Raw genomic sequence first — 24047 nt, 5'->3', positions numbered from 1 at the left:
CTCCCCCGCGAGCCTACCGGGCGCCTACGGGCCGGACGAGTTCCGTTCCGCCCGGTGCACGGCCAGCCGGTGCCGCACCAACGTGGTCAGGACCTGCCTGCCGGACGCGCGGTCGCGCACATCGCAGAACTCGACCGGCACATGGTCGCCGAGGGTGAGCGCGTCCCGGATCTCCTGGGCTGTGTAGGCGTCGCCGCCGTCGAAACGGTTCACCCCGATCACGAACGGCAGGCGGCGGTTCTCGAAGTAGTCGATGGCGGGAAAACAGTCGGCGATCCGTCGCGTGTCGACCAGCACGACGGCGCCGAGCGCGCCGTGCGACAGCTCGTCCCACATGAACCAGAACCGGTCCTGCCCAGGCGTTCCGAACAGGTACAGGACGAGCCCGTCGCGAATGGTGATGCGGCCGAAATCCATGGCGACCGTCGTGGTGGTCTTCTGCTCGACGCCCGTGGTGTCGTCGACGCCGACGCTCCGGGCGGTGAGCAGCTCCTCGGTCTGGAGCGGCCGGATCTCGCTGACGGCCCCGACCAGCGTCGTCTTCCCGACCCCGAACCCCCCGGCGACGAGGATCTTCATCGCCACGGGAGCCGTCCGGTCAGAGCGCCTGGAGGCCATTGAGCACCTCCCTCAACAGGTGCTCCTTGGACAGCGCGCTCTCCGGCCGCGGCCGGACGGCCGTGATCAGCCGATGGTGCAACAGATCACCCAGCAGAACCCGGACGACCACCAGCGGCAACCCCAGCCGCGCGGCGACCTCGGCGACGGGCTGCGGCCGCAGGCACATCTCCAGAATGTCCAGATGCTCGGGACCGAGACCGGGCGACCCCGACCGGGGCCGCGCCGCCGTCGAGATGATCGTGATCATGTCGAACGGTTCACCGGTCGCGGGCCGCGCCCGTCCCCGCGTGATCGCATAGGACCGGACGAGCGGCCCTGCCTCCTCATCGAGCCATTCGGCACCGGGACCGGTCATGGTCCGTCACATATCCTCGTCGCCCAGGATTTCGGCGCGGCCGCGGCGGGTGCCCTGCTGGATGGACGACATCATGTCCCGCTGCTCCTCGGGCGTCCGACGGGGATGCGGCTCGGGTTCGGTTTCCGGATCGGGTTCGGGCACGGGTGCCGAGAGGGGTACCTCGCGCAACTGGGCGGCCATGTTCTCCTGCCGGACGCGCTTCGGCAGCGGCGGCCGTCCGGTGGTGCCCGCGCTGGCTGGACGCGGCCGGACGTCGCGCGGCGACCTCGGAATGCCCGGCTTGGCGGGCACCTCGGGCGCTGACTCAGGGGCGGGTTCGGCGGGTTCGGGTTCGGCGGACGGCGGTTGGCCCCACGCCGACGGCAGCGGTTGTCGCTGCATCGGCACGGGGCCCTGTGCTGGTTCCTCGAACACCGGGAGGGGGCCGGTTCTGGCGGCCGGGTCGTCGTCCGGCGGCGCCTGCCGCACCGGCGGGAGTTGCAGGACGGACCCGTGCTGGTCGAGCCCGGGTCGCGTGGCGGGCTCGTCCACGACCGCGCCGACCGGGACCGGCGGGGCCGGGGAGTCGTCCGGGACGACGAGGCTGTCGGGCAGCAGGACGATCGCGGTCATCCCCCCGTACGGCGACGTCCGCAGCGTGACCCTGATGCCGTGGCGGCGCGCGAGCCGTCCGACGACGAACAGGCCGAGCCTGCCGCTGTCGGACAGGTCGAACCCGGCGGCGGTAGCGAGCCGCTCGTTGGCGGTGGCGAGGCTCTGCTCGTCCATGCTGAGCCCGCGGTCCTCGACCTCCAGCGTGAAGCCGTGCGAGACGGACTGGCCCTGCACCTGGACGGCGGTGTGCGGCGGCGAGAACGCGGTGGCGTTCTCGATCAGCTCGGCGAGCAGGTGGATGACGTCGGCGACGGCGGGCCCGACGATCGCGGCGCGGCTCATCGGCGCGACGTCGACGCGCGTGTAGTCCTCGACCTCGGACGCGGCGGCGCGGGCGACGTCCACGATCGCGACGGGGCTGCGCCAGCCGCGGCCCGGCGCCTGCCCGGACAGGATGATCAGGCCCTCGGCGTGGCGGCGCATCCGGGTCGCGAGGTGGTCGACGCGGAACAGGTCCTCCAGGTCGCCCGGGGCCTCGATGCGGCGCTCCATCGCGTCCAGCAACTTCAACTGGCGGTGCAGGAGCGTCTGGCTGCGGCGGGCGAGGTTGACGAAGACGTCGCTGACGTTGCGGCGCAGCGCGGCCTCCTCGACGGCGCTCTGGATCGCCGTCCGCCGGGCCGCGTTGAACGCCTCGCCTACCTCGTCGATCTCGCGGCTGCCGAACGCGAGCGGCGGTGCCTCGGCGGCGACGTCGACCTCGTCGCCGCGCCGCAGCCGCCGGATCACGCCGGGCAGCCTGACCTCGGCCAGGTCGAGCGCCTCCCGCCGCAGCCGGGCCAGTTCCCGGATCACGCTGCGAGCGACCCAGACGGCCAGCACGAGCGACAGGGCGACGGCTGCGAGCCCGATCGCGCCCGCCAGCACGATCCGGGTGATAATGCGGTCGGAGATGGGCTCGGCGCGCTTCTTCGCGCCGTCCGCGATGGTCCGTTCCAGGCCGTGCAGGGCGGTCAGGTTCGCGTCGGAGATGTTCTTCCACAGCACGCTGGTGGCGGGGCCGCGACGACCGGGCGGGACGATCAGCCGGGGGGACGCGACGAACCGGTCCTCCAGCACGCGCAGCCGGTCGTGGTCGGGCGTCGAGACGACCCGCTGGTAGCGGGCCCGGTCGGCGGCGCGCAGCTCGGCCGCCGCGAACCCGTAGAGGGCCCGCTGCGTCCCGACGAGCTGGATGTACCTGGCGTGTTCGGCGGGCGTGATCCGGCGGGCGGCGATGATCCCGGCGATCAGGGCGTCCTCCTGCGCGAGCGCCTCCCTGGCGCGGGTGAGGGCGGCCGCGTTGCGGGCGTCCTTGGCGACCTCGGAGTTGTCCAGGGTGGCGAGCGAGCTTTGGAGCGATCCCACGTCCGTGAGCAGGGCGGTGTAGGCGGCGAACGCGCGGTCGCGGTCGGTCTTGCCGGTGTCGACGGCGCGGCGTTCGGCGGCCAGGCCGTCCAGCTCGCCGAGGATCTGGTCGGCGAGGCGGAGGGTGTCGGCGGGCGCCGCGTCGCGGGCTCCCTTGTCGGCGGCGAGGCGGCGGAACAGGTCGGCCTGCCGGTCGGTGGCCGCCCGGCCCGATTCCAAGGCCGTCCGGTCGGCGGCGGCGTGGCCGCCGAGATAGACCAGTGTCAGCCGCCTTTCCGCTTGCAGGGCGCCGCCGAGTTCGCCCGACGGGTCGCCGTAGTGGTCGCGCAGGGTCTCGACGTGCCGGAGGGTGAGTCCCTCCCCGAGCGCGATGCTCGCGGCGAACGCCCACAGCCCACCGAGCGAGACCACCGACACGGTGACCATGAGGACGACCTTGAAGCGGATGGAGCGCAGTCGCGCGGCCTTGGACGTCCGCCGACGGCCGGCGGTTGAGTCCATGGGGCGGCCTCGATTTGGCACTTCGGCTGAACTTTCGCTCGGACGGACGACGGTCGCGGCGGGCGGCGCGGGAAACCCAGGAGAGCCTAGAACCGCACGCCGTCGTGTGTCGAGAGTTTCCGAATCATCACGTTTCGTATGTGTAAACGTTCCACAAGGCCCTGATCACAGCCCATCGTGACCGAACGTGTTCCCCATGCGACGAACACTCCGCGTTTCCGGCAGAAGCACCCTGTTACAAAAGGTGATTTTACGAAATTTTGGGGAACTCTCTGGTGTCACCCGGCCACCGCCATCCGGAGGCACCCATGAAGGCCCGAAGCCGCATCAGAACCCGGAGACGACTGTCCAACCGCCGCGCCAGGCACGCGGACCTGGACCTCCGTACACCGTCCGGCCGCGTCCTGCCGTACTAGCGCGACAGTGCCGTACTAGCGCGAGGACGAACCGCCGCTACCGTGCCGCCGAGCGCGCCCGGACGACCTCCTGGGGCGCGTTCCGGACGAGGGCGTAGTCGCGTCCGATCTCGCTCGCCGCGACCAGCAGCAGCGGCAGGAACTCCTCGATCATGCGGTCGCGGGGGACCTCGGCGACGAGTGCGCTCACGTTCACGGCGGCGATCACCTCGCCGTCGCCGTCCCGGATCGGCGCGGCGATCGACCGCACGCCCGGCGACATCTCCTCGTTGGTCGCGGCCCACCCCCGGGACCGGATCTCGCGCAGCTCGTCGTCGAGGTTCCCGATCGGCCGCTCCCGGAACGCCGAGGTCGACGACCCGGACGGCGTCGCGAGGGCGGCGGCGAGGTCGTCCGGCCCGAGCGCCGACAGCAGCGTCTTCCCGAGCGCGGTGCTGCGGGCGGGGAACCGCGTCCCGACGTTGATGACCGTCGCGACGACCTTCGGGACCGCGACGCGCGCCACGTAGAGGACGTCCGCCCCGTCGAGCTGCGCGACCGACGCGGCCTGGTCGGTGGCGGTGACCAGCTCCCGCAGGTGCGGCTGGGCGATCTCCCACAGACCGGCCGAGAGCGTGTAGGCCACGCCCAGCTCCAGGACGCGCGGCGCGAGCAGGAAACCCGCCGGGGTGGACCGGACGTACCCGAGCTGCTCAAGCGTCAGCAGGATCCTGCGCGCCGTCGCGCGGGCCAGCCCCGTCTCGCCCGCGACCTCCGTCAGCGACAGCGGACGCTGGAGCGGCCCGAACGCCTTGATCACGTCGAGCCCGCGGGCCAGCGCCTCCACGAAGTCGGGGCCGGTCTTGTCGCGCGACATACACACCTCTCCCGGACGCGGCACGCGCCGATCACAACCGTCTGCCGCACAACTGTACGACACCATCGCACTGCGGAACAGCAGGGGGTTATCCCTGGTCACCCTTGACACTCGCGCTGGGCGCCACTTACCTTCAACCGCACTGCGAACAACTCGCCGCTGTACGAACAGCGGACACCCCACGGCCGACCGCCCGGTCCTTGAACCCGACCGGGCCGCTCCCGGACTGCCTGGGCCGACGAGCCCGCGCACGGCGCGGGCAAGATCCAGGAGGTACGACAGTGGCAGGCATACACCGCATCCGAGGGGCCGCCGCGATCGGCGCGCTCGCCCTCGCGCTCGCCGCCTGCGGATCGTCCGGGGAATCGTCGTCCGGCGACGCCACGAGCAGCACCACGACGGCGGCGTTGGGGGCGCTGACCGGCACCGACACCTACGGGCGTCCTCCGGCGAAGGCCCCGGCGGTCGCGGGCGGCAAGAAGGTCTGGATCGTGTCCTGCGGGCAGAGCGCCATCGGCTGCCAGACCGGGGCGGACGCCGCGAAGAAGGCCGCCGAGGCGGTCGGCTGGACCGCGCAGGTCTGCGACGGCAAGCTCAACGCGGGTGGCGCCTTCTCCGGCTGCGTGCGTCAGGGCGTCGCGGCCCGGGTGGACGCGATCGTCACCGAGGCGATCGACTGCGCGGCCGTCAAGGAACCGCTGCGCGAGGCCCGCGCCGCGAAGATCACGACGGTCGACTTCTGGGGCTTCGACTGCGACACCGGCGAGAGCGCCACGGGCGAGAAGCTGTTCACCGAGTCGGTCGTCCCGTCCGAGAAGTACCGCACCAACGAGGCCTACCAGCAGGCGATCGGCGAGGCCCGCGCCGAATGGGTCAAGGCGCGCTCCGGCGGCAGGGCGACCGTGATCGAGCTGAACTTCACCGGCACCAACATCGGCGCCGCCCTGCACGAGGGCTTCCAGCGCGGCATGAAGACCTGCGCGGGTTGCAAGGTCAAGACCGTTGAGGTGACGCACCGGACGTTCGGCGACACCCGGCAGATCATCGAATCGGCGCTGCTCAAGAACCCGGACGCGAACTGGGTCGCCGTCCCGCTGGACTCGCTCGTCCTCGCGGGCGCGGGCCAGGCCGTCGCCGGTTCGCCCCGCCGCGCCGACGTGAAGCTGATCGGCGGCGAGGGGCTGCCGCCGAACCTCGGCCTCATCCGGCAGGAACAGGGCCAGAGCGCGGCGATCGGACAGCCGATCGACTGGTACGGCTGGGCGGCGATCGACACCCTCATCCGGGCGTTCGCCGGGGAACGGGCCGCGCCGTCCGGCATGGGCTTCCAGATCGTCGACACCGGCGTGAACCTGCCGAAGGCGGGCCCCTACCGGGCGCCGGTCGACTTCCGCACCGCCTACCTGCGGGCGTGGGGGCGGTGACCGACCACGCCTCGTCGCTCACTTTGTCGGACGTGACCAAGTCGTACGGGACGGCGCCCGTCCTGCGCGGCGTGTCCTTCGACCTCGTCCGGGGCCGCGTGCACGCGCTCGCCGGAGGCAACGGCTCAGGCAAGTCGACGCTGATCAAGGTCCTGGCCGGGATCGAACGCGCCGACGGCGGCACGCTGAGCCGTCCCGACCGCGCCGAGACCGCACTGCTCGGGTTCACCCCGGCCCACGCCCGGGACGCCGGGTTGCGATTCGTGCACCAGGACTTGGGCCTGCTTCCCGACATGACCGTCGCCGAGAACATGGCGTTCACCCGAGGCTTCCCGAAGATCGGCGGCCGTATCGCGTGGCGAGAGTTGCACGCCACAACCGCGGCGCTCCTGTCCCGCTTCGAGGTGGACGTCGACCCGCGTGCGACCGTCCGGGCGCTGCGTCCCGCCGACCGCACGATGGTCGCGATCGCCCGCGCCCTGGCCGACGACGACCCCGACCAGGTGCTCGTCCTCGACGAACCGACCGCGAGCCTCCCCCACCACGAGGTGGACGTCCTGCTCGACGGCCTCTCCAGACGCGCCCAGCAGGGCCAGACGATCCTCTACGTCAGCCACCGACTCGACGAGGTACTGTCGCTGGCCCACTCGGTCACCGTCCTGCGCGACGGCGTCGTCGCCGCCACCCGCGACACCCGGGAACTGGACGGACTGGGCCTAGCCGAACTCATGGCCGGTCGATCCCTCGGCACCCTCTACGGCGAACGGAGCCGCACCCGCGCGGCAGAAGATTCTCCGCCGGTGCTCGAAACCCGGAAGCTGTCGGCAGGCCGCGTCGACGGCATCGACCTGACGATCCGCGCCGGGGAGATCGTCGGCTTGGCGGGCCTGCTCGGATCCGGCCGTTCCACGCTCCTGCGGACGATCTTCGGTGCCGTCCGCCCAAGATCCGGGACGCTGACAATCGACGGCACATCCGTGACGTCGATCAGGACGGCCATGCGCCAGGGGGTCGCCCTCGTCCCCGAGAACCGCCTCGCCGACGCCCTGTTCCCCGACGAGTCCGTGACGCGGAACATCACCATCGCCACCCTCCCGCGCCACGTGCGCTGGGCACGGCTCTCCCGCGCCCGCGAACGGGCCGTCGCCACCGACGTCATCGACGACCTGCGGATCAAAACCACGGGCCCCGACCAACCGGTGACCCGCCTGTCCGGAGGCAACCAGCAGAAGGCCGTCGTCGCCCGCTGGCTCCAGCGCGCCCCCCGACTCCTCCTCCTGGACGAACCAACCCAGGGCGTAGACGTCATGACCCGCGCCGACCTCTACGAACGCGTCCGCACGGTCGCAGCGGGCGGCACATCCGTACTCGTCGCCTCGTCCGACGTCGAAGAACTGGCCCACCTGTGCGACCGGGTCCTGGTCCTGCGGGCCGGACAAATCACCGCGGAACTCACCGGCCCCGAGATCTCCGCCACGGACATCGTCACCCGCTCCTACGCGGACCAGGAGCCGTCATGACCGCAACAAAGCAAGGACCGTGGCCCTCCCCTCCGACGGCTTGGGGGACGCCTCCCAGAAGGGCAGGGCGTCATGACCGCAGCAAAGCGAGGACCTTGGCGTCTCCTCTCCAGGGGACTGTGGGACGCGCCCCAGAAAGGCAAGGCGTCATGACCGCAGCGGAGCAAGGAACTTGGAGTGTCCCCTCCAGGGGGCTCGGCGGGGTCTCCCGGAAAGGCGGGGCATCATGAGCGAGACCAGCGTGCGTGAACCGGCGACGTCGAGGGTCGCCGCCGCGCCGGGCGTGCGGATGGGGGCCCTCGCGGAGCGGTACGGGCTCGTCCTGCTGCTCGGCGGGGTGGTCGCGTTCTTCAGCGTCCTGCCCGCGAGTTCGGCGGCGTTCACCACCGGCGCGAACGTCCAGTCGGTGCTCGGGAGCATCGCCGTGGTCTCGGTGCTCGCCGTCGCCGCCGTCTTCCCGCTCGCGTGCGGCCAGTTCGACTTCTCCGTCGCGGCGACGTCACTCGTGTCGTCCATCGTCTGCGCCGCGATGATGTCGAACCACGACCTTCCCCTGGCGCTCGCCGTGGTCTGCGGCGTCGGCGCGGGGATACTCGTCGGCCTCGTCAACGCCGTGCTCGTCGCGGTGCTGCGGCTCAACGCCTTCATCGTCACGATCGGGATGGCCACGCTGCTGCCGGGCCTGGTGCAGTGGTACACGCACGGGGTCGACCTCGTTCGCGGCATCCCGCGCCCACTGCGCGACTTCGGGTCCCTCACCTGGCTTGGACTCCCCCGCGTGATCTGGCTGGTGGCCGTGCTGACCGCCGTCTGCTGGTTCGCGCTGGCCCACACCACCTTCGGACGGCGGCTCCACGCGGTCGGGAGCAACGCGTCCGCCGCACGGCTCGTCGGCATCCCGGTCACGGCGCTGACCTTCGCCGCGCTCACGATCTCGGGCGGCCTCGCAGGGGTCGCGGGTGTGATCCTCACCGCCCGCAACGGCGGCGGGCTCGTCAACAGCGGCGTCGACCTCCTGTTCCCGGCGCTCGCCGCCGTCTTCCTCGGCGCCACGGCGATCGACCCGGGACGCTACAACGTGCTCGGCGCGGTCGTCGGCACCCTCTTCGTCGCCGTCTCGGTCAGCGGCCTGACCCTCGCGGGCGCGGCGGAATGGGTGCCCGCCGTCTTCAACGGCGCCGCCCTGATCATCGCGGTGGCCGTCTCGACCCTTCTGACCCGTCGCCGTCGCGGACATGATGCGGCAGGTAGCACTTCGTCGTGACGCGCTCGTCCCAACACTCAAGGCATTGGTAGGTCCGATGCCCTTCCGGACAAAGAAACGGCACGTGATCACGACCACAAACCCGCATGTCAGAGCACTCTACTCGAACAAACAATCGACCAACTGCCACCCCCGCACCCCGCCCAAGAAGACGAACGACGGGCCGGGGTGGGGTTAGTGGTTGCGGGTTGCTACTAGGTGGGCGAGGGTTTTGAGTTCGGTGGCGGGGACGGGTGTTGGCGCGGCGGCGGTCAGGTCTTCGAGGGCGGTGGTGAGGAGGGTGTTGGCGTGGGCGGCGGCCCAGGTGCGGGCGCCCGCGGCGTCGATGAGGGTGGCGGCGTGGGCGGCGTCGGCGGGGGTCAGGGGCTCGTCGCGGAGGTAGAGGTGTGCTAGTTCGGCTCCGGCGGGGGTGTCGGAGGTTAAGGCGGCCACGACCGGTAGGGACTTCTTTCGGGTATGGAGGTCTGCGTGGACGGCCTTGCCGGTGGCGGCCGGGTCGCCCCAGATGCCCAGGAGGTCGTCCACCAGTTGGAAGGCCAAGCCCAGGCGCTCGCCGAAGGCGCGTAGGTGGGCGGTCTGGTCGGGGGTGCCGCCGCCGTAGGCGGCGCCGAGGGCGCAGGACGCGCCGAGGAGGGCGCCGGTCTTGCGGTTCGCCATGGCGACGCATTCGTCGAGCGTTACGTCGCCCCGTTCCTCGAAGGCCAGGTCGGCGCTCTGGCCCTCCACCAGTTCGATGACGGCGCGGGCCAGGGCCCGGACGGCACCCGGAAGGGCCGGGGACGCGCCGCCGGGCGCCTCCCCCGCGAGCACCTCGAACGCGGCGGCGAGCAGCGCGTCCCCGGCCAGCACCGCGGCGCTGGTCCCGTAGACGGTCCAGGCGGTCGGGCGGTGCCTGCGGGTGAGGTCGCCGTCCATGACGTCGTCGTGCAGCAGCGAGAAGTTGTGCGCGAGTTCGGCGGCGACGGCGGCGGGCAGCGCGGACTCGGCCGTGCCGCCCACCGCCCGTGCCGCCAGCAGCGCGAGCGCGGGACGGATCGCCTTGCCGGACGCGCCGGAAGCGGGCCGCCCATGCTCGTCGAGCCAGCCGAAGTGGAACGCGGCGATGCCGCGCATGGTGCCGGGCAGGGTCTCGACCGCGTCCCGCAGGGCGGGGTCGAGGAGGCCGCGGCTCCAGGCGAGGATCTCGGCGGCCGACCGGGCGCCGCCCGGTTCACGCCCGCCCGGTGGGGAGGCGCCCGGCTCGGGATCGTCCGGCGGCGGGTGATGGTCGCAGCGCAGGACCCCCAGGTCGTCTCCCCACACGGGCATGGCGCCCCCCTCTCCTCCGGCTCCGTTAGCGGGCGATCTCCACGTTCTCCAGCACGCCGAGCGCGTCGGGGACCAGCACGGCCGCCGAGTAGTAGGCGCTCACCAGGTACGACATGATCGCCCTGTCGTCGATGCCGGTGAACCGGACCGACAGGCCCGGCTGGGCCTCGTTCGGTATCCCGGTGCGGCGCAGACCGATGACACCCTGGTCGTCGAGCCCGGTGCGCAGCGCGAGGATCGAGCTGGTCCCGGTCGGGGTGATCGGGATCTTGTCGCAGGGGTGGATCGGGACGCCGCGCCACGCCTGCGCGTGGTGGCCGTCCACCTCGACGGTCCCCGGGTAGATGCCGACGCGGGTGCATTCGCGGCCGAACGCGGCGATCGTCTTCGGGTGGGCCAGGAAGAACCGTGTCTTGCGGCGGCGGGCCAGCAGCTCGTCCATGTCGGCGGGGGTGGGCGGGCCACCGCGCGTCTGGATGCGTTGCCGCAGGTCGGCGTTGTGCAGCAGGCCGAAGTCACGGTTGTTGATCAGCTCGTGCTCCTGGCGTTCCCTGATCTCCTCGATGGTGAGCCTGAGCTGCTGCTCGATCTGGTTCATCGGGTCGTTGTAGAGGTCGGCGACGCGGCTGTGGACGCGCAACAGCGTCTGGGTGACGCTCAGCTCGTACTCGCGCGGCGACGCCTCATAGTCGACGAACGTGCCGGGCAGTATCGGTTCGCCGTCATGCCCGGCGTACAGGTCGATCGCCGCCTCGCCGTGCCGCGTCTGCGGCGGGACGGGCGCGTCCCGGTACTGCGCGAGGTGGGCGCGCAGCCCGTCGTGTGCGTCGGTCAGCTCCTCGATCGCCTCCGGCGACAGGGTCAGGACGGTCGTGGGCGTCAGCGCGCGGAACGTCTGCTCCCACGCCGCACCGTCGCCGAGGAGGGCGCGGTCGCCGAAGAACCGGCCGTCGGCGAGGATGTCGACCCGGGCGGCGGCGCCGTACTCCCCCGGCGCGGTCACCTCGACCTTGCCGTGCGCGATCAGATGGACGGCGTTGGCGGGGCCGCCCGACTCGGCGATCGTGTCGCCGGGTTCGTACTCGTGTTGGACGAACCGTCCGGCGACCACGTCCAGCAGCGTGGCGTCGGTGAACCCGCGCAGCGCGGGCAACTCGGCCAGCTCCGGCGGGACCACCCGGATGGCGGCGCCGTCGTTGAGGAACGAGACGAACCCGTCGCCCAGCTGGTAGGTGAGCCTGCGGTTCACGCGGTACGTACCGGCGTCGGCGCGCTCCCAGGGCAGCCGCCGCAGCAGCCACCGTGGGGTGATGCCCGCCATCTGCGGGACGGACTTGGTCGTCGTGGCGAGATTTCGGGCGGCGCGGGTGCCGAGCGAGAACCGTGGCTCGTCGGCGGATCCGGCCGGGGCGGGCTGCGTCTCGGTCACGAGGTGGCACCGCCGTGGGCGATCTCGACGGACTCCAGCATGCCGAGCGCGTCGGGCACGAGCACGGCGGCCGAGTAGTAGGCGCTGACCAGGTACGAGATGAGCGCCTTGTCGTCGACGCCCATGTACCGGACGGACAGGCCGGGCTGGTACTCGTCCGGCAGCCCGATCTGGTGCAGGCCGACGACGCCCTGCGCCTCCTCGCCGGTCCGCATCAGCAGGATCGAGCTGGTCTTGGTGCGGCTGACGGGGATCTTGTTGCACGGGAAGATCGGCACGCCGCGCCAGCCGGGGATCTTGTGCCCGCCGACGTCGACGCTGTCGGGGTAGACGCCGCGCGCGCTGCACTCGCGTCCGAACGCGGCGATCGCCTTCGGGTGGGCGATGAAGAACGCCGGGTCCTTCCAGACGACGGTGAGCAGTTCGTCCATGTCGTCGGGGGTGGGCGGCCCGGACCGGGTGTGGATGCGCTGCGACAGGTCGGTGTTGTGCAGGAGCCCGAAGTCGCGGTTGTTGACGATCTCGTGCTCCTGGCGCTCGCGCAGCGCCTCGACGGTCAGCCGGAGCTGCTGCTCGATCTGGTCCATCGGCTCGTTGTAGAGATCGGCGACGCGGGTGTGGACGCGCAGGACGGTCTGCGCGACGCTCAGCTCGTACTCGCGCGGCGCGAGTTCGTAGTCGACGAACGTGCCGGGCAGCAGGGGCTCGCCGTGGTGCCCGGACGCCAGGTCGATCGCCGCCTCGCCGTGCTCGTTGTGCGAGAGGGTCGGACCGGCCCGGTACTCGTCGAGATGCGCCTGGAGCGACGACGACTGACCGAGCGTCTCCTGGAAGTCGGTCTCGCTCATGCTGAGGATCGTGCAGGCCGTCAGGGCCCTGAGCGTGAACTCCCACTGGACGGGCTCGTCGCCCTCCGCCGTGCCGAGCAGTGCCTGCTCGCCGGTGAAGTCGCCGTTGGCGAGGGTGCCGTGGACGGAGTCGGCGCCGTACTCGCCCGCGCCGATCCGGCTGAGCTTGCCGTGCGCGACGAGGATGACCCGGTCGACGGGACGCCCCCGTTCGACGATGACGTCCCCGGGTTCGTACTCCTGCTGGGTGAAGCGGCCCGCGATGGCGTCGAGCGTGAGGTCGTCCTCGTAACCGCGCAGCGGCGGCAGTTCGCCCAGCTCGCGCGGGATGACGCGGATGTCGGCGCCGGTGGTCACGAACGTGACGCGCCCGTCGCCGAGGGTGTAGGTGAGACGCCGGTTGACCCGGTACGCGCCTCCGGACGCCTGTACCCAGGGCAGCAACTTCAGCAGCCACCGCGACGTGATGCCCTGCATCTGCGGCACGGACTTGGTCGTGGTCGCCAGGTTCCGTGCCGCCGAGGTACCGAGGCTCAACTGCGGCTGCTCATGCTGCTGCTGGTCCTGCTGTTCCGTCACGTCCACACCACCGATTCGTCGCGGGTCTGTCAGGTTTACGACCGGGCCCGGCCAAGCGTGAGGCTACAGACGGTAATTGATCGATCACATCGGCGCCGCCTCCATCTCTTCTTTGCCACACAGCCACACAAGTCGCACCAGCCCGTAAGAGCCCCGGCGGCACCCCGGGCCTGAACCCGGGCCACAGGGGTGCGGGCTTTCACGTGGAGCGAGCTCTGCGAGCGGAGCGGGGATACCCGGCGCGCCGCGTCCCCGCAACGGAGCGCTGGCGGAGTGAGGAGACCCGTGCCGCGCAGCCGGGGGGCTCGGGGGGTCGCCCCCCGAAGGACAACGTGGGGCGAATCACCCGGCTTATCGGGACGGGTAAGGAAAAATCGACCTTCCCCTTGCGTTGGCACTAAGGAAGGCATCGGGTCGGTTCGAGAAGGACGGCCCGGCGGAATCTGAGGGGAGGCTTCCAGTGGCCATGGTTTGGACCGCGCTGGCGATCGAGACCGGTACCGCACTCGTTGTCGCGGGCGCGCTGGTGGGTTGGGCCCGGCGGCGCTTCGCCCACGAGGGTGGACCGGCGGACTAGGGTCTCGCGGCGGAGCCGGCCGGTTCTGGGACGTACTCGTGCCCGGCCTGCTCGATGGGCACCCCGGCCGTCTCCGGGGTCTTGATGATCGGCAGCAGCGCGACCAGCCCGGCGAGCATCAGATAGTAGGCGGGGATGTAGTTGGAGCCGGTCACGTCGATCAGCGAGCCGACGAGCACCGCCGCCGTCCCGCCGAACAGCGACGTGGAGATGTTGTAGCCGATCGCGAACGCCCCGTACCGGACCTTCGTCGGGAACATCGCCGGGAACGTCGCCGCGATCACCGCCAGGATCAGCACCAGCAGCCCGCCGACGATCGCGTACCCGAGCGCGACGCCGACCGGATTGTCGGTCTGCATGAGCGCGAACGCGGGCCAGGACAGCACGATGTACCCGATCGCGGCGGTCATCAGCAGCGGTTTGCGGCCGATCCGGTCCGACAGCGCGCCGAGCGGCACGATCACCGTGATCATCACCGCCTCCACGCCGATGGTGATGAGCTGCGCCGTCGTGTCGTTCATGTCGAGGAAGTCGACGAGGTAGGACGGCATGAACGTCAGCAGCGTGTAGTCCGCGACGTTCAGCAGGAACACGATGCCGATCAGCATCAGGATCACGCGCCAGTAGTGCTCCAGGGTTTCCTTCAGCGGAGACTGGGCCTTCTTGCCCGCCTCCTCCATCGCCTGGAACGTCGGGGTGTCCTCGATGCGCGTCCGGACGTACAGGCCGACGAGGCCGAGCGGCAGCGCGAGCAGGAACGGGATGCGCCAGCCCCAGCCGTGCATCGCGCCCTCGCTCAGCGCCAGGTCCATCAGCAGGACGAGTCCCGCGCCGAGGATGTAGCCGGTGAGCGTGCCGAGTTCCAGGAAGCTGCCGAAGAACCCGCGCCGGTGCGTCGGCGCGTACTCGGCGATCATCGTGGCGGCGCCGCCGTACTCGCCGCCCGTCGAGAAGCCCTGCACCAGCCGGACGAGGAGCAGCAGCAGCGGCGCGGCCACCCCGATCGCGCCGTAGCCGGGCAGGATGCCGATCACGAACGTCGAGCTGGACATCAGGATGATCGTGGTGGCCAGCACCCGTTTGCGGCCCAGCTTGTCGCCCATCGGGCCGAAGAACATGCCGCCGAACGGGCGGGCCAGGAACGCCGCCGCGATCAGCGCGAACGAGCGGAGCGACGCGCTGCCGGACGCCTCGTCGGGGAAGAACACCGTGCCGATGATCGACGTCATGATCCCGGCGCTGAACACGCCGAAGTCGAACCATTCGACGCAGTTGCCGATCGCGGAGGCGACGACCGCCTTGTGGACGGCCGACAGATCGCTTCCGCCCTGGTCGTTCTCGTCGCCCCGGTCGTCCTGCGCTCCCGCGTTCACTGGCGTTTCCACGGGCAACATCTGCCCGAAGATCAGCGAAGTTAACGGCGGCGCGGGCGGGGCCCCCTGCGCCTGGCTTCCTTCTTCGCCGCGATGTCGGTGTCGTCCGGCAGAGTGGGGAGGACGGTGGTGCGCTGCGGATCGTCCGCCTCGACGTCCTTCGCGGCGTCCTGCTCGGCGGCCTTCTCTACGTCGTTCTCGGCGGTGTCCGGTTCGCCGGTGAGGTCGTCGGGGAGTTCGTCGGTGCTCTGCGGGTCGCCGCCGTCCAGCAGGTCGTCGATGGTGGCGTTGGCCCGCGTGTCTCCGCGCCCCGCGATGTCCACGTCGTCCTGGGGCAGGTCGTCCTCGGGAATGGACATCAGCGCCTGCGTCTCCTGCGCCTCCCGGGTGATGACGCCGCTGGTGAGGACGGTGTTGCGGTGCCGCAGCGCGCCGTTCTCACGCAGCAGGTTGTCGACGTCGGCCCGGGCGCGGGCGACACGGCGGCTCATTCGGACATGCACGGTGAAACCACCGGCGGCCAGCCCCAGGATGAAGGCGGCGACCGGGATGCCGACCGACCGTGGCGCCAGCGTCGCGGTCAGCGCGACCACGGCCAGCGCGACGACCACTCCAAGCGCGAGATGGTGCAGCTCCATCCAGTCCAGGACGGCGTTGACGCGCTTGGGAATTCGCACTCGTCTTCTCCTCCACTCGGCTGGGAACGAGGACAACGACCGGGCGGTGGCACGACGTTCCATCGCCGTTCGTTCGGGACGCCCCCGGGTGCCACCGGTATGGCGGGGCTCCGGCGGCCGGGACGGTACGGGCTCGCGCCGCTCACGGCGCCGCCCCAACATGATCGTGCGGGCCCCCGCGATCCCTGACCGGCGGGTGGCCGATCGAAACCCTAACAGCCCCCGGACCCCGCCTCGCGACGGACACCGTCCCCTTTACCGGCGCCGGACGCACGACCGCACACCCCACCCGACGCGCGACCAGACGGACGACCGGACGGGCGACCGCACAAGCGACCGGACGAACCACCAGACGCGCGGTCGGGCGAGTGACGGGGGTCGCGTCGGTGCCGGGATGCGAGCACGGTGTCCCGGCGAATATCGTCCATGGATATGAGCGAAAACTTTGACGTCGTGGTCCTGGGCTCGGGCCCGGGTGGATATGTCGCCGCGATCCGGGCGGCGCAGCTCGGCCTGAAGACGGCGATCATCGAGGAGCGATACTGGGGCGGGGTCTGTCTCAACGTCGGTTGCATCCCGTCGAAGGCCCTGTTGCGCAACGCCGAGCTGGCGCACATCTTCACCCAGGAGCAGGAGAAGTTCGGGATCAAGGTCGAGGGCACGGTCACCTTCGACTACGACGTCGCCTTCCAACGCAGCCGCCAGGTGTCGGACAAGCTCGTCAAGGGCGTCCAGTTCCTGATGAAGAAGAACAAGATCACGTCCTATGACGGGCGCGGCACGTTCACCGACCCGAACACCCTCCAGGTCGCGAAGGCGGACGGGTCCACCGAGACCGTGACGTTCGCCAACTGCATCATCGCGGCCGGGGCGCACACCAAGCTGCTGCCCGGCACGTCGCTGTCGGAGCGGGTCGTCACCTACGAGGAGCAGATCCTCAGCTCGGAGCTGCCCGGCAGCATCGTCATCGCGGGCGCGGGCGCCATCGGCGTCGAGTTCGCGTACGTGCTGCACAACTACGGCGTGAAGGTGACGATCGTCGAGTTCCTCGACCGGATGGTCCCGAACGAGGACGCCGACGTGTCGAAGGAGCTGGCCAAGCGGTACCGCAAGCTCGGCATCGACGTGCTGACGTCCACCCGCGTGGACGCCATCGACGACTCCGGCGACCAGGTGAAGGTCACGGTCACGGGCAAGGACGGCGCGCAGCAGGTGCTGGAGGCCGACAAGGTACTCCAGGCGATCGGGTTCCAGCCGAACGTGGAGGGCTACGGGCTGGACAAGACCGGTGTCGCCCTCACCGAGCGCGGCGCGATCGACGTGGACGGCCGCTGCCGCACGTCCGTCCCGCACATCTACGCGATCGGCGACGTGACCGCCAAGCTGATGCTCGCGCACGCCGCCGAGGCGATGGGCATCGTCGCCGCCGAGACCATCGCGGACGCCGAGACGATGGAACTCGACTACGTGATGATCCCCCGCGCCACCTACTGCCAGCCGCAGATCGCCTCGTTCGGCTGGACGGAGGCGCAGGCCAAGGAGAAGGGCTTCGACGTCAAGGTCGCCAAGTTCCCGTTCAGCGCGAACGGCAAGGCGCTCGGGCTCGGCGAGGGCGAGGGCTTCGTCAAGATGATCAGCGACGCGAAGTACGGCGAGATCCTCGGCGCCCACATGATCGGCCCGGAGGTCACCGAGCTGCTGCCGGAGCTGACGCTGGCCCAGCAGTGGGACCTGACCGCCCACGAGGTCGCCCGCAACGTCCACGCGCACCCGTCGCTGGGCGAGGCGATGAAGGAGGCCGTGCACGGCCTCGCCGGTCACATGATCAATCTCTGACCGGCCAGGCCCGGGGCGCCGGATCCGGCGCCCCGGGGCCGTCGGCAACGGCCGTCAGCGTGTCACGCGGTGTTCCACCGGTTGAGCGCCGCGTAGGCGGGACGCCATTCGGCCTCGTACAGGGCGCGCACGGGCTCGGGCAGGACGGCCAGCGTCGTCGCCGTGGTCGCGGCGTCGGCGCCCTCCAGCAGCCACGGGATGATGCGCGGCCCGTCGGGGCCGACCTGCGCGGCGTGGGCCTGTCCGAACGCCGCCATCTGCTCGGGCGTCACGACCTCGTGCATGAGGGGGATCGCGTCGTCCTCCTCGTGCTTCAGATGGACGGTGAGGCCGGACGTCAGCGTGCCGACCAGGTCACCGAGCGGCTCGACGCCCGTGTCCATCGCTTCGATGACCGGGTCGATCCGGGCGTGCTCGGCCTCCATCGCGTCCAGGAGGGCCAGGTCGTCGGGACGTCCGGCGAGGGTCTCGCGCATGACCGGCCACAGCGCGTCGTCCTCGGCGGTGTGGTGGGCGTGCAGCGCCTTCTTGAACAGCTCCCAGCCCGGTGCGTCCGCCAGGATCTGACGCGGGTCGCCGTCCTTGCGGGCGGCGAGTTTCGCGAGGTGTTCCAGTTCCCTTCTGAGCGCGTCGTGCATCGCGTACATCAGGGTCATGTCGTGCTTGGTCACGTTGCATTCCTTCCGTCACCGCATTGACGGGACGGACGAAAGAAAGGTGACCGGTCAGGACGCCTGTGTCGTCGAAGCCGGTGCTGGACGGGCCAAGCGGCTCAACAACCGCTGACCCTGGCGGGCACTGATGTCCAAGCGCCGACCCAACTCGGCACCAGTGATATCGGGTTCGGCGTCCAGGATGGTCAGCGCGCGCGCCTCGTTGTCGGTGGCGACACTGCGCGGCACAGGCTGCCGACGCGGCGCCTTCTTGGGCGAAGCCTTCTTCGACGGCTCAGGCTCAGGCTCCGGAGTCGGGGCTGGGGCAGGGGGCTCAGGCGGCGGCGCCGTGAGTTCGGTGACGCGGGCAAGGGCCTGGTCGAGCATGACGCCGTCGCGCAGCATCCACACCACGTCCGCCGGGGCCCGCGACTTCCATTTGCGACCGTAGTGGTGGTCCAACAACGCCAACGCATGGCGGCGCCGCTGCTCCGCGACGAGCGCGTCCGGGTAGGACGTGATCTGCCACAACACCATGCGCCGCCACAACCGGAACGTGGAGAACGGCGCGAGCAACCACCGCGTGACCGGAATACCCTCCCGGACGGTCCCGGCCGCGATCCCGGCCCGTCGCCTGATCGCGTGCCGGACGGCCTCGATGAACGTCACGAACAACACCGGCATCGCCGCGTGCATCACCATGCCGGTCGAGTCGCCATGCGCGGCCGACACGTTCAGCCACACCGTCGCGCCCGTGAATGCCATCGCCATCCAGCGCAACGCGGGCATCGGCATGGCGAGCCACTCCAGCAGCAACGCCACGGACACCAGCGCCAGGATGCCGAGGTCCACCCCGGCGGGGACGATCCACGCCTGGCCCCCGAACCACGGCTCGGCCACGTCCCGGACGGAGGCGAACGACCCGTACCCGCCGAGTCCGGCGAGCCCGGCGAAGAACAGCCCGCCGACCCCGGCCAGCACCTTCTGCGCACGGGTCAGCGGCACGACGGCCGTCCGCGTCTCGCTGGTCATGGGGAGCCTCCCGCACAGGGATGTCTACGAGATCACCACGTGACCGTAGCGCGCCCAGACCCCCGCCCGGACAAAACAACCAGAACCCCTCAGAACCCCCAGGTCACCGGCGTAGCGGGTTGAACGGAACAAGCTCCGCGGGACGGCGACCGGTCGTGATCATTTCGGCGAGGAGGTCGCCGGTGGCGGGACCGAGGGTGATGCCCCACATGCCGTGACCACCGCCGACGAACACGTTCGGGGAGCGTGTCGCGCCGATCAGCGGCAGGCCGTCGCGGGTGCAGGGACGCGAGCCGACCCACTCGTCCTGGCGGGCGTCGAGGTCGGCGCCGCGCAGCAGCGGGCGGGCGGCCTCCACGATCGCGTTGATCCGGCGCGGGTCGAGCGGCGCCTCCGGGTCGCGGAACTCCATCATCCCGGCGACGCGGAGCCGGTCCCCGAGCGGCGTGCAGGCCACCTTCTGCGCGGGGAAGTACACCGGCGCGTCCGGGACGCGCTCCATCGGCACGCTGAAGCTGTACCCGCGTCCCGCCTGGACGAGGGCGCGGACGCCGAACCGGCGGGCCAGTCCGCCGAGCCACACGCCGCTCGCGATCACGACCGTGTCGAAGGTCTCGGCCCCGCTCCCGGCGACGCGCACGGTGACGCCGCCCGGCCCGTCGCGCAGGTCGGTGACGGCCGCGCCCGTGCGGATCTTGCCGCCGCGGTCCAGGACGGAGTCGGCCAGCGCGTGCACGAACCGTCCCGGGTTGATGAACCGCTGCCCGCGCAGCAGGATCGCCGCGCCGATCTCGTCGGACAGCGCGGGCTCCAGCCGCCGCGCCTCGTCCCCATCGAGGACCTCGAACTCCAGGTCCTGCCCGGCGGCGCGGATGTGCTCGACCTCGTCCAGCAGGAAGCGGCGCTCCTCGGCCGTCCGGTACGCGGCGAGGAACGACCCGGCGTCCCTGGTCACCGCCTTCACGCCGCCGTCGACCAGCGCGTCGAAGCTCGGCAGTGCCCGCCCGTTGATGGGCACCAGCGACTCCATCGACCGCCGCCACCGCGCCGCCGTGCTGTTGCGCGCGAACCCGGTGAGGAACCGGAGGAGCCGCAGGCTGGCGGTCGGCGGGACGTACACGGGCGACGACGGGCTCAGCACCGCCCGCACGCCGTAGGACAGGACGGCGGGTTCCGGCAGCGGCGTCGCGAGCCCGGGCGTGAGCCACCCGGCGTTGCCCCAGGACGCGCCCGCCGCGACGTCCTTCTTGTCGATCACGGTGACGTCGGCGCCCCGCTCCTGTAGGAACCACGCGGTGGACAGCCCCACCATGCCCGCGCCAACCACGGCGACGCGACGCGGACCGGTGCTGGAAGCCATGACACTCCTCCTCGTCAACGATGTCACTACGATGGTGAGCCCTGTTCGATCAACCGCCGATGTTCATTTCGGCCAATCCGACCGGATCACATAGTGTGAAACGCACAATGATCGCGGTGACGGACTTCGTCGAGTCCCTTGGCCCCGGGCTGTTCCGGCTGGTCGCGGCGGGACGCGACACGCAGGTGTACGACGTCGTCCTGGCCGAACCCGGCGAGGCGGCGGGACGGCCGGGCGAGATCGTGCTGGGCGCCGGGGTGACCGACCCGGCCGAGGCGGTGGCGCTCCTCGAACGGGCCGACGCGGCGGGCGCGACGGGGGTCGTCCTGAAGGCGCCGATCGCCCCCGAGGTCGCCGAGGCCGCCGACCGGCTCGCCCCCGCGCTCGTCGAACTCCAGCGCGAGACGTCATGGACGCACGTGATCTGGCTGGTGCGCGCCGCCATCGACCGCGCCCACGCGCCGCCCGGCGAGTCCGGCGACGACCTGTTCGCCCTCGCCGACGCCGCCGCCGAGATCGCCGACGCGCCGGTCACGCTGGAGGACGCGCGCTCCCGCGTCCTCGCCTACTCAGGACTCCAGGACAGCACCGACCCGGCCCGCGTCTCCACCATCGTCGGCCGACGCGTCCCGCCGCAGGTCATCGCCCATCTGCGGGCCTGTGGCGTGTTCCGGAGGCTGGCGCGGTCGAGCGATCCCGTCCTCGTGCCCGGGGGCCCGGACGGCATGTTGCCCCGCCTGGTCATCCCCGTCCGCGCGGGCGGCGAATGGCTCGGCTCGATCTGGGTGGTCGCCCGGACGCCCATCCCCCCGGACCGCGTCGAACGCCTCACCGACCTCGCGACCGTCGTCGCCCTGCACCTCCTGCGCCTGCGCGCTGAGACGGGCGTGGCCCGGCGCGCGTCGGCCGACCAGCTCCGCGCCGCGCTCCGGGACGGGACGCCGCCCGTCCCGGCCCAGCCGCCGTGGCGCGTCGTGGCGTTGGGCGGCGAGACCGGCGACGTCCGCCGCCGCCTCGACCTGTGGGAGGCGATCACCCACCGCTTCGGCTGGCACCGCCCGCTCATCACCGACCTGGACGACACGCTGTTCGCCGTCGTCACCGACCCGCCGTCCCGCCCGCGCGGCTCGCACGGCACACACGGCCCGCAAGGCACACACGGCCCGCAAGGCTCGCACGGCTCGCACGGCGACGCCGGTTCGATGCCCTGGCTGGACGACGTCCTGACCCGCGTCCGCATCCACAATCCGGCCCTGCACGCGGTGGCGGGCGGCGTCGCGCGCACCTCCGCCGACCTGCCGCGCTCCCGCTCCGAGGCCGCCGAACTGGCCGGGCTCATGGCGTCCGGCCGCCTTGCCCCCGGGTTCATCCTCCTGGACGACGCATGGGACGCCGTCATCGTCGAACGCGCCCGAAAGGCCATCGGCACCAACCTCCCCGGCGGGCCCATCCCTGCCCTCCAATCCCACGACATGGAACACGGCACGGCGTTCCTTCCAACCCTCGCCGCGTGGCTCGACCACTACGGCGACACCAAGGGAACCGCGCAGGCACTGGACGTCCACCCCAACACCCTCCGCCACCGCCTTCGCAGGATGGCCGAGGTGACCACGGTTGATCTGACGTCCCCCCGAACCCGCCTGGCCCTCCGGCTTCAGCTGGCCGCCCTCGTCCGGTAACCGGCTGGACGGAATTCTCGGCGACAATCGTCAATTCCGGAGCGAAAACTCCCACACACCCCAAAGCACACCACTAATCACCGGAACGATCAGAGCAATAGCACGCCGACCCGCATTCGTCCCAGAGCAGAAACATGTACTGGCCGAAACCGGCCCACCCGACTCCCGGGCACATGAACCCCGGACAAAGACTCTACCGCTGGTGAGGGACGCGCCCACTCCAGGGACGCATGAAATTGGATCGCACGGACGCCCGAAAAGCCAACAGTTCACCGGTCATACTTCCGAGGCCGTGGCTCACCGCCGCCCAGCCGTGTAAAGATAAGCCCGATATTCGATCTTTTCCATCTGATCGAATATCGACTCTATCCCCGGCAGGTTCATTGTGGAGCCCCGATGAAGAGTCTCGCCCAGCATTCTGATCTGCTGATCGCGATAGTGATGGCCGACATCGCCATCGTCCTGCTTGTCGGCGCCGTCCTCAGCCGACTGATCCGCCGTCTCCGACAACCACCGGTCATCGGCGAGATCATCGCCGGTATCGCGCTCGGCCCGAGCCTTCTCGGGCTCCTGCCCGGCGACCTCACCGGCCGCGTCTTCCCCACCGAGGCACGCCCCTACCTGACGGCGATCGCGCAGGTCGGTCTGCTCGTCTTCATGTTCGGCATCGGCTGGGAATTCGACAAGCGGCTGCTGAAGGGCCGTCGCGGCGCCGCGGGCGCCGTCTCGCTCGGCTCCATCGCCCTCGCCTTCGGCCTGGGCATCGCCCTCGCCACCATGCTCTATTCCCACCACGACACGGTGAAGGGCGAGCACACCTCGTTCACCGCGTTCGCGCTCTTCATTGGCGCGGCGATGTCCATCACGGCGTTCCCGGTGCTGGCCCGAATGCTCACCGAGCACCGCATGATGGGCACGCGCGTCGGTGCCCTCGCCCTCGCCAGCGCGGCGATCGACGACGTCATGGCATGGTGCCTGCTGGCGCTCACCGCCGCGATCGTCACCGCCGGCGGCGCGTCCGGAGACATGGCGCAGATCGGCATCCTGTCGGCGATCTACGTGGCGTTGATGGCACTGATCGTCCGTCCGCTCCTCGCCCACCTGACCCGCCGAATGGTCACCGACCGGGTGCCGCCCCTGTACGTCATCATCATCGTCGCGGGGCTCTTCCTGTCGTCCTACGGCACCACCTGGATCGGCATCCACTCCATTTTCGGCGCCTTCGCGTTCGGCTTCGTCATGCCGCGCGAACCGTTCGACGCCCTCGCCGAGGGAATCAAACGTCCGTTCGACGGAATCAGCATGGTGCTGCTTCCGGTCTTCTTCATCGTGACGGGCCTGAACGTCGACATCAGCTCCATCTCCGGACGCGGCATCGTCGAACTGCTCGCGATTCTCCTCGTCGCCTGCGCGGGCAAGCTGATAGGCGCGGCGATCCCCGGAAAGCTGACCGGACTGCCATGGCGCGAGGTCGGCACCCTCGGCCTGCTGATGAACACGCGCGGCCTGACAGAGCTGATCATCCTCAATGTCGGCGTCAGCCTCGGCGTCCTGGACGGCCAGATGTTCACCATGATGGTGGTGATGGCCCTCGTCACGACGGCACTCGCCGGGCCGCTCCTCCCGAACGCCCCGGCGTCCCCCGACGAACTGGCCGACCGCCGCGCCGCCCGCTCCACCGAACCGCAGGCGGCCTAGCCGGAAAAGGGCCGCGCCCCACCGCGGGCACCGTGAC

18 protein-coding genes are annotated in these 24047 nt (G+C 70.9%); 6 read left to right on the top strand and 12 right to left on the bottom strand.

Going from position 1 to position 24047, the window contains the following annotated elements:
• Positions 1–24: 24 nt before the first annotated feature.
• The 4 genes from ABD808_RS14505 to ABD808_RS14490 all read right to left on the bottom strand — a co-directional run bounded on the left by ABD808_RS14505 (position 25) and on the right by ABD808_RS14490 (position 4753).
• Entirely contained in the window at positions 25–618 is a 594-nt protein-coding gene (locus ABD808_RS14505; protein ID WP_344896017.1) for a GTP-binding protein, read from the bottom strand.
• Complete coding sequence (locus tag ABD808_RS14500) at positions 599–976, bottom strand: DUF742 domain-containing protein (RefSeq protein ID WP_344896015.1); 378 nt, start codon at positions 974–976, stop codon at positions 599–601. Before ABD808_RS14500 ends, ABD808_RS14505 begins: the two co-directional genes overlap by 20 nt.
• 6 nt (positions 977–982) lie before the next feature.
• Positions 983–3481, bottom strand: a complete 2499-nt coding sequence (locus ABD808_RS14495; RefSeq protein WP_344896013.1) for a sensor histidine kinase — start codon at positions 3479–3481, stop codon at positions 983–985.
• A gap of 453 nt (positions 3482–3934) precedes the next feature.
• Positions 3935–4753, bottom strand: coding sequence for an IclR family transcriptional regulator domain-containing protein (locus ABD808_RS14490; RefSeq protein ID WP_344896011.1), 819 nt, complete (start codon positions 4751–4753; stop codon positions 3935–3937).
• Positions 4754–5034: 281 nt separating this feature from the next.
• Here ABD808_RS14490 and ABD808_RS14485 point away from each other — a divergent pair, with 281 nt between their 5' ends.
• The 3 genes from ABD808_RS14485 (at position 5035) to ABD808_RS14475 (ending at position 8961) form a co-directional block, all read left to right on the top strand.
• The gene (locus tag ABD808_RS14485; protein ID WP_344896008.1) at positions 5035–6177 is read left to right on the top strand and encodes a sugar ABC transporter substrate-binding protein; all 1143 of its coding nucleotides are present in this window, start codon (positions 5035–5037) and stop codon (positions 6175–6177) included.
• Positions 6174–7697, top strand: a complete 1524-nt coding sequence (locus tag ABD808_RS14480) for a sugar ABC transporter ATP-binding protein (protein ID WP_344896005.1) — start codon at positions 6174–6176, stop codon at positions 7695–7697. Before ABD808_RS14485 ends, ABD808_RS14480 begins: the two co-directional genes overlap by 4 nt.
• Positions 7698–7923: 226 nt before the next feature.
• Positions 7924–8961 carry an ABC transporter permease gene (locus tag ABD808_RS14475; RefSeq protein ID WP_344896002.1) on the top strand — a complete coding sequence of 346 codons (1038 nt, stop codon included), beginning with the start codon at positions 7924–7926 and terminating at the stop codon, positions 8959–8961.
• A gap of 174 nt (positions 8962–9135) precedes the next feature.
• On the opposite strand, the gene ABD808_RS14470 is transcribed toward ABD808_RS14475, so the two are convergent.
• From ABD808_RS14470 to ABD808_RS14450, 5 genes are all read right to left on the bottom strand, one after another.
• Positions 9136–10269: a family 2 encapsulin nanocompartment cargo protein polyprenyl transferase gene (locus ABD808_RS14470; RefSeq protein ID WP_344895999.1), complete on the bottom strand. Its 1134-nt coding sequence runs from the start codon at positions 10267–10269 to the stop codon at positions 9136–9138.
• Positions 10270–10294: 25 nt separating this feature from the next.
• Positions 10295–11698 (bottom strand): family 2B encapsulin nanocompartment shell protein, encoded by a 1404-nt coding sequence (locus ABD808_RS14465; protein ID WP_344895996.1) that lies wholly within the window; start codon positions 11696–11698, stop codon positions 10295–10297.
• On the bottom strand, positions 11695–13125 hold the full coding sequence (locus ABD808_RS14460; RefSeq protein ID WP_344895993.1) for a family 2B encapsulin nanocompartment shell protein: 1431 nt from the start codon (positions 13123–13125) through the stop codon (positions 11695–11697). Before ABD808_RS14460 ends, ABD808_RS14465 begins: the two co-directional genes overlap by 4 nt.
• A gap of 573 nt (positions 13126–13698) precedes the next feature.
• A complete protein-coding gene (locus tag ABD808_RS14455) occupies positions 13699–15075 on the bottom strand; it encodes an MFS transporter (protein ID WP_344895990.1) in 1377 nt (458 codons plus the stop codon).
• A 41-nt stretch (positions 15076–15116) separates the two neighbouring features.
• Entirely contained in the window at positions 15117–15752 is a 636-nt protein-coding gene (locus ABD808_RS14450) for a hypothetical protein (RefSeq protein WP_344895987.1), read from the bottom strand.
• 432 nt (positions 15753–16184) lie between these two features.
• Between ABD808_RS14450 and lpdA the strand changes: the two genes are divergently transcribed.
• Positions 16185–17588 (top strand): dihydrolipoyl dehydrogenase, encoded by a 1404-nt coding sequence (gene lpdA / locus ABD808_RS14445; RefSeq protein ID WP_344895985.1) that lies wholly within the window; start codon positions 16185–16187, stop codon positions 17586–17588.
• 62 nt (positions 17589–17650) lie between these two features.
• On the opposite strand, the gene ABD808_RS14440 is transcribed toward lpdA, so the two are convergent.
• From ABD808_RS14440 to ABD808_RS14430, 3 genes are all read right to left on the bottom strand, one after another.
• Positions 17651–18259: a hemerythrin domain-containing protein gene (locus ABD808_RS14440; protein WP_344895982.1), complete on the bottom strand. Its 609-nt coding sequence runs from the start codon at positions 18257–18259 to the stop codon at positions 17651–17653.
• 54 nt (positions 18260–18313) lie between these two features.
• On the bottom strand, positions 18314–19273 hold the full coding sequence (locus tag ABD808_RS14435; protein WP_344895979.1) for a DUF2637 domain-containing protein: 960 nt from the start codon (positions 19271–19273) through the stop codon (positions 18314–18316).
• 103 nt (positions 19274–19376) lie between these two features.
• Positions 19377–20660, bottom strand: a complete 1284-nt coding sequence (locus ABD808_RS14430; RefSeq protein WP_344895976.1) for an NAD(P)/FAD-dependent oxidoreductase — start codon at positions 20658–20660, stop codon at positions 19377–19379.
• A gap of 89 nt (positions 20661–20749) precedes the next feature.
• Here ABD808_RS14430 and ABD808_RS14425 point away from each other — a divergent pair, with 89 nt between their 5' ends.
• Positions 20750–22312, top strand: coding sequence for a helix-turn-helix domain-containing protein (locus ABD808_RS14425; protein ID WP_344895973.1), 1563 nt, complete (start codon positions 20750–20752; stop codon positions 22310–22312).
• A gap of 396 nt (positions 22313–22708) precedes the next feature.
• Positions 22709–24010, top strand: a complete 1302-nt coding sequence (locus ABD808_RS14420) for a cation:proton antiporter domain-containing protein (protein ID WP_344895970.1) — start codon at positions 22709–22711, stop codon at positions 24008–24010.
• The last annotated feature ends 37 nt before the right edge of the window (positions 24011–24047 follow it).

Origin of the sequence: Actinomadura meridiana, from assembly GCF_039537545.1 — a bacterium.
GTDB lineage: Bacteria > Actinomycetota > Actinomycetes > Streptosporangiales > Streptosporangiaceae > Spirillospora > Spirillospora meridiana.
The sequence above is the reverse complement of the archived record's forward strand: the minus strand, read 5'-3'. Positions and strand labels throughout refer to the sequence as shown.

Excerpts from the sequence above, each read along its gene's own strand:
- ABD808_RS14420 (WP_344895970.1), top strand. The coding sequence starts at position 22,709 with ATGAAGAGTCTCGCCCAGCATTCTGATCTGCTGATCGCGATAGTGATG.
- ABD808_RS14500 (WP_344896015.1), bottom strand. The coding sequence starts at position 976 with ATGACCGGTCCCGGTGCCGAATGGCTCGATGAGGAGGCAGGGCCGCTC.
- ABD808_RS14495 (WP_344896013.1), bottom strand. The coding sequence starts at position 3,481 with ATGGACTCAACCGCCGGCCGTCGGCGGACGTCCAAGGCCGCGCGACTG.
- ABD808_RS14470 (WP_344895999.1), bottom strand. The coding sequence starts at position 10,269 with ATGCCCGTGTGGGGAGACGACCTGGGGGTCCTGCGCTGCGACCATCAC.
- ABD808_RS14490 (WP_344896011.1), bottom strand. The coding sequence starts at position 4,753 with ATGTCGCGCGACAAGACCGGCCCCGACTTCGTGGAGGCGCTGGCCCGC.
- ABD808_RS14505 (WP_344896017.1), bottom strand. The coding sequence starts at position 618 with ATGGCCTCCAGGCGCTCTGACCGGACGGCTCCCGTGGCGATGAAGATC.
- ABD808_RS14435 (WP_344895979.1), bottom strand. The coding sequence starts at position 19,273 with ATGACCAGCGAGACGCGGACGGCCGTCGTGCCGCTGACCCGTGCGCAG.
- ABD808_RS14475 (WP_344896002.1), top strand. The coding sequence starts at position 7,924 with ATGAGCGAGACCAGCGTGCGTGAACCGGCGACGTCGAGGGTCGCCGCC.
- lpdA (WP_344895985.1), top strand. The coding sequence starts at position 16,185 with ATGAGCGAAAACTTTGACGTCGTGGTCCTGGGCTCGGGCCCGGGTGGA.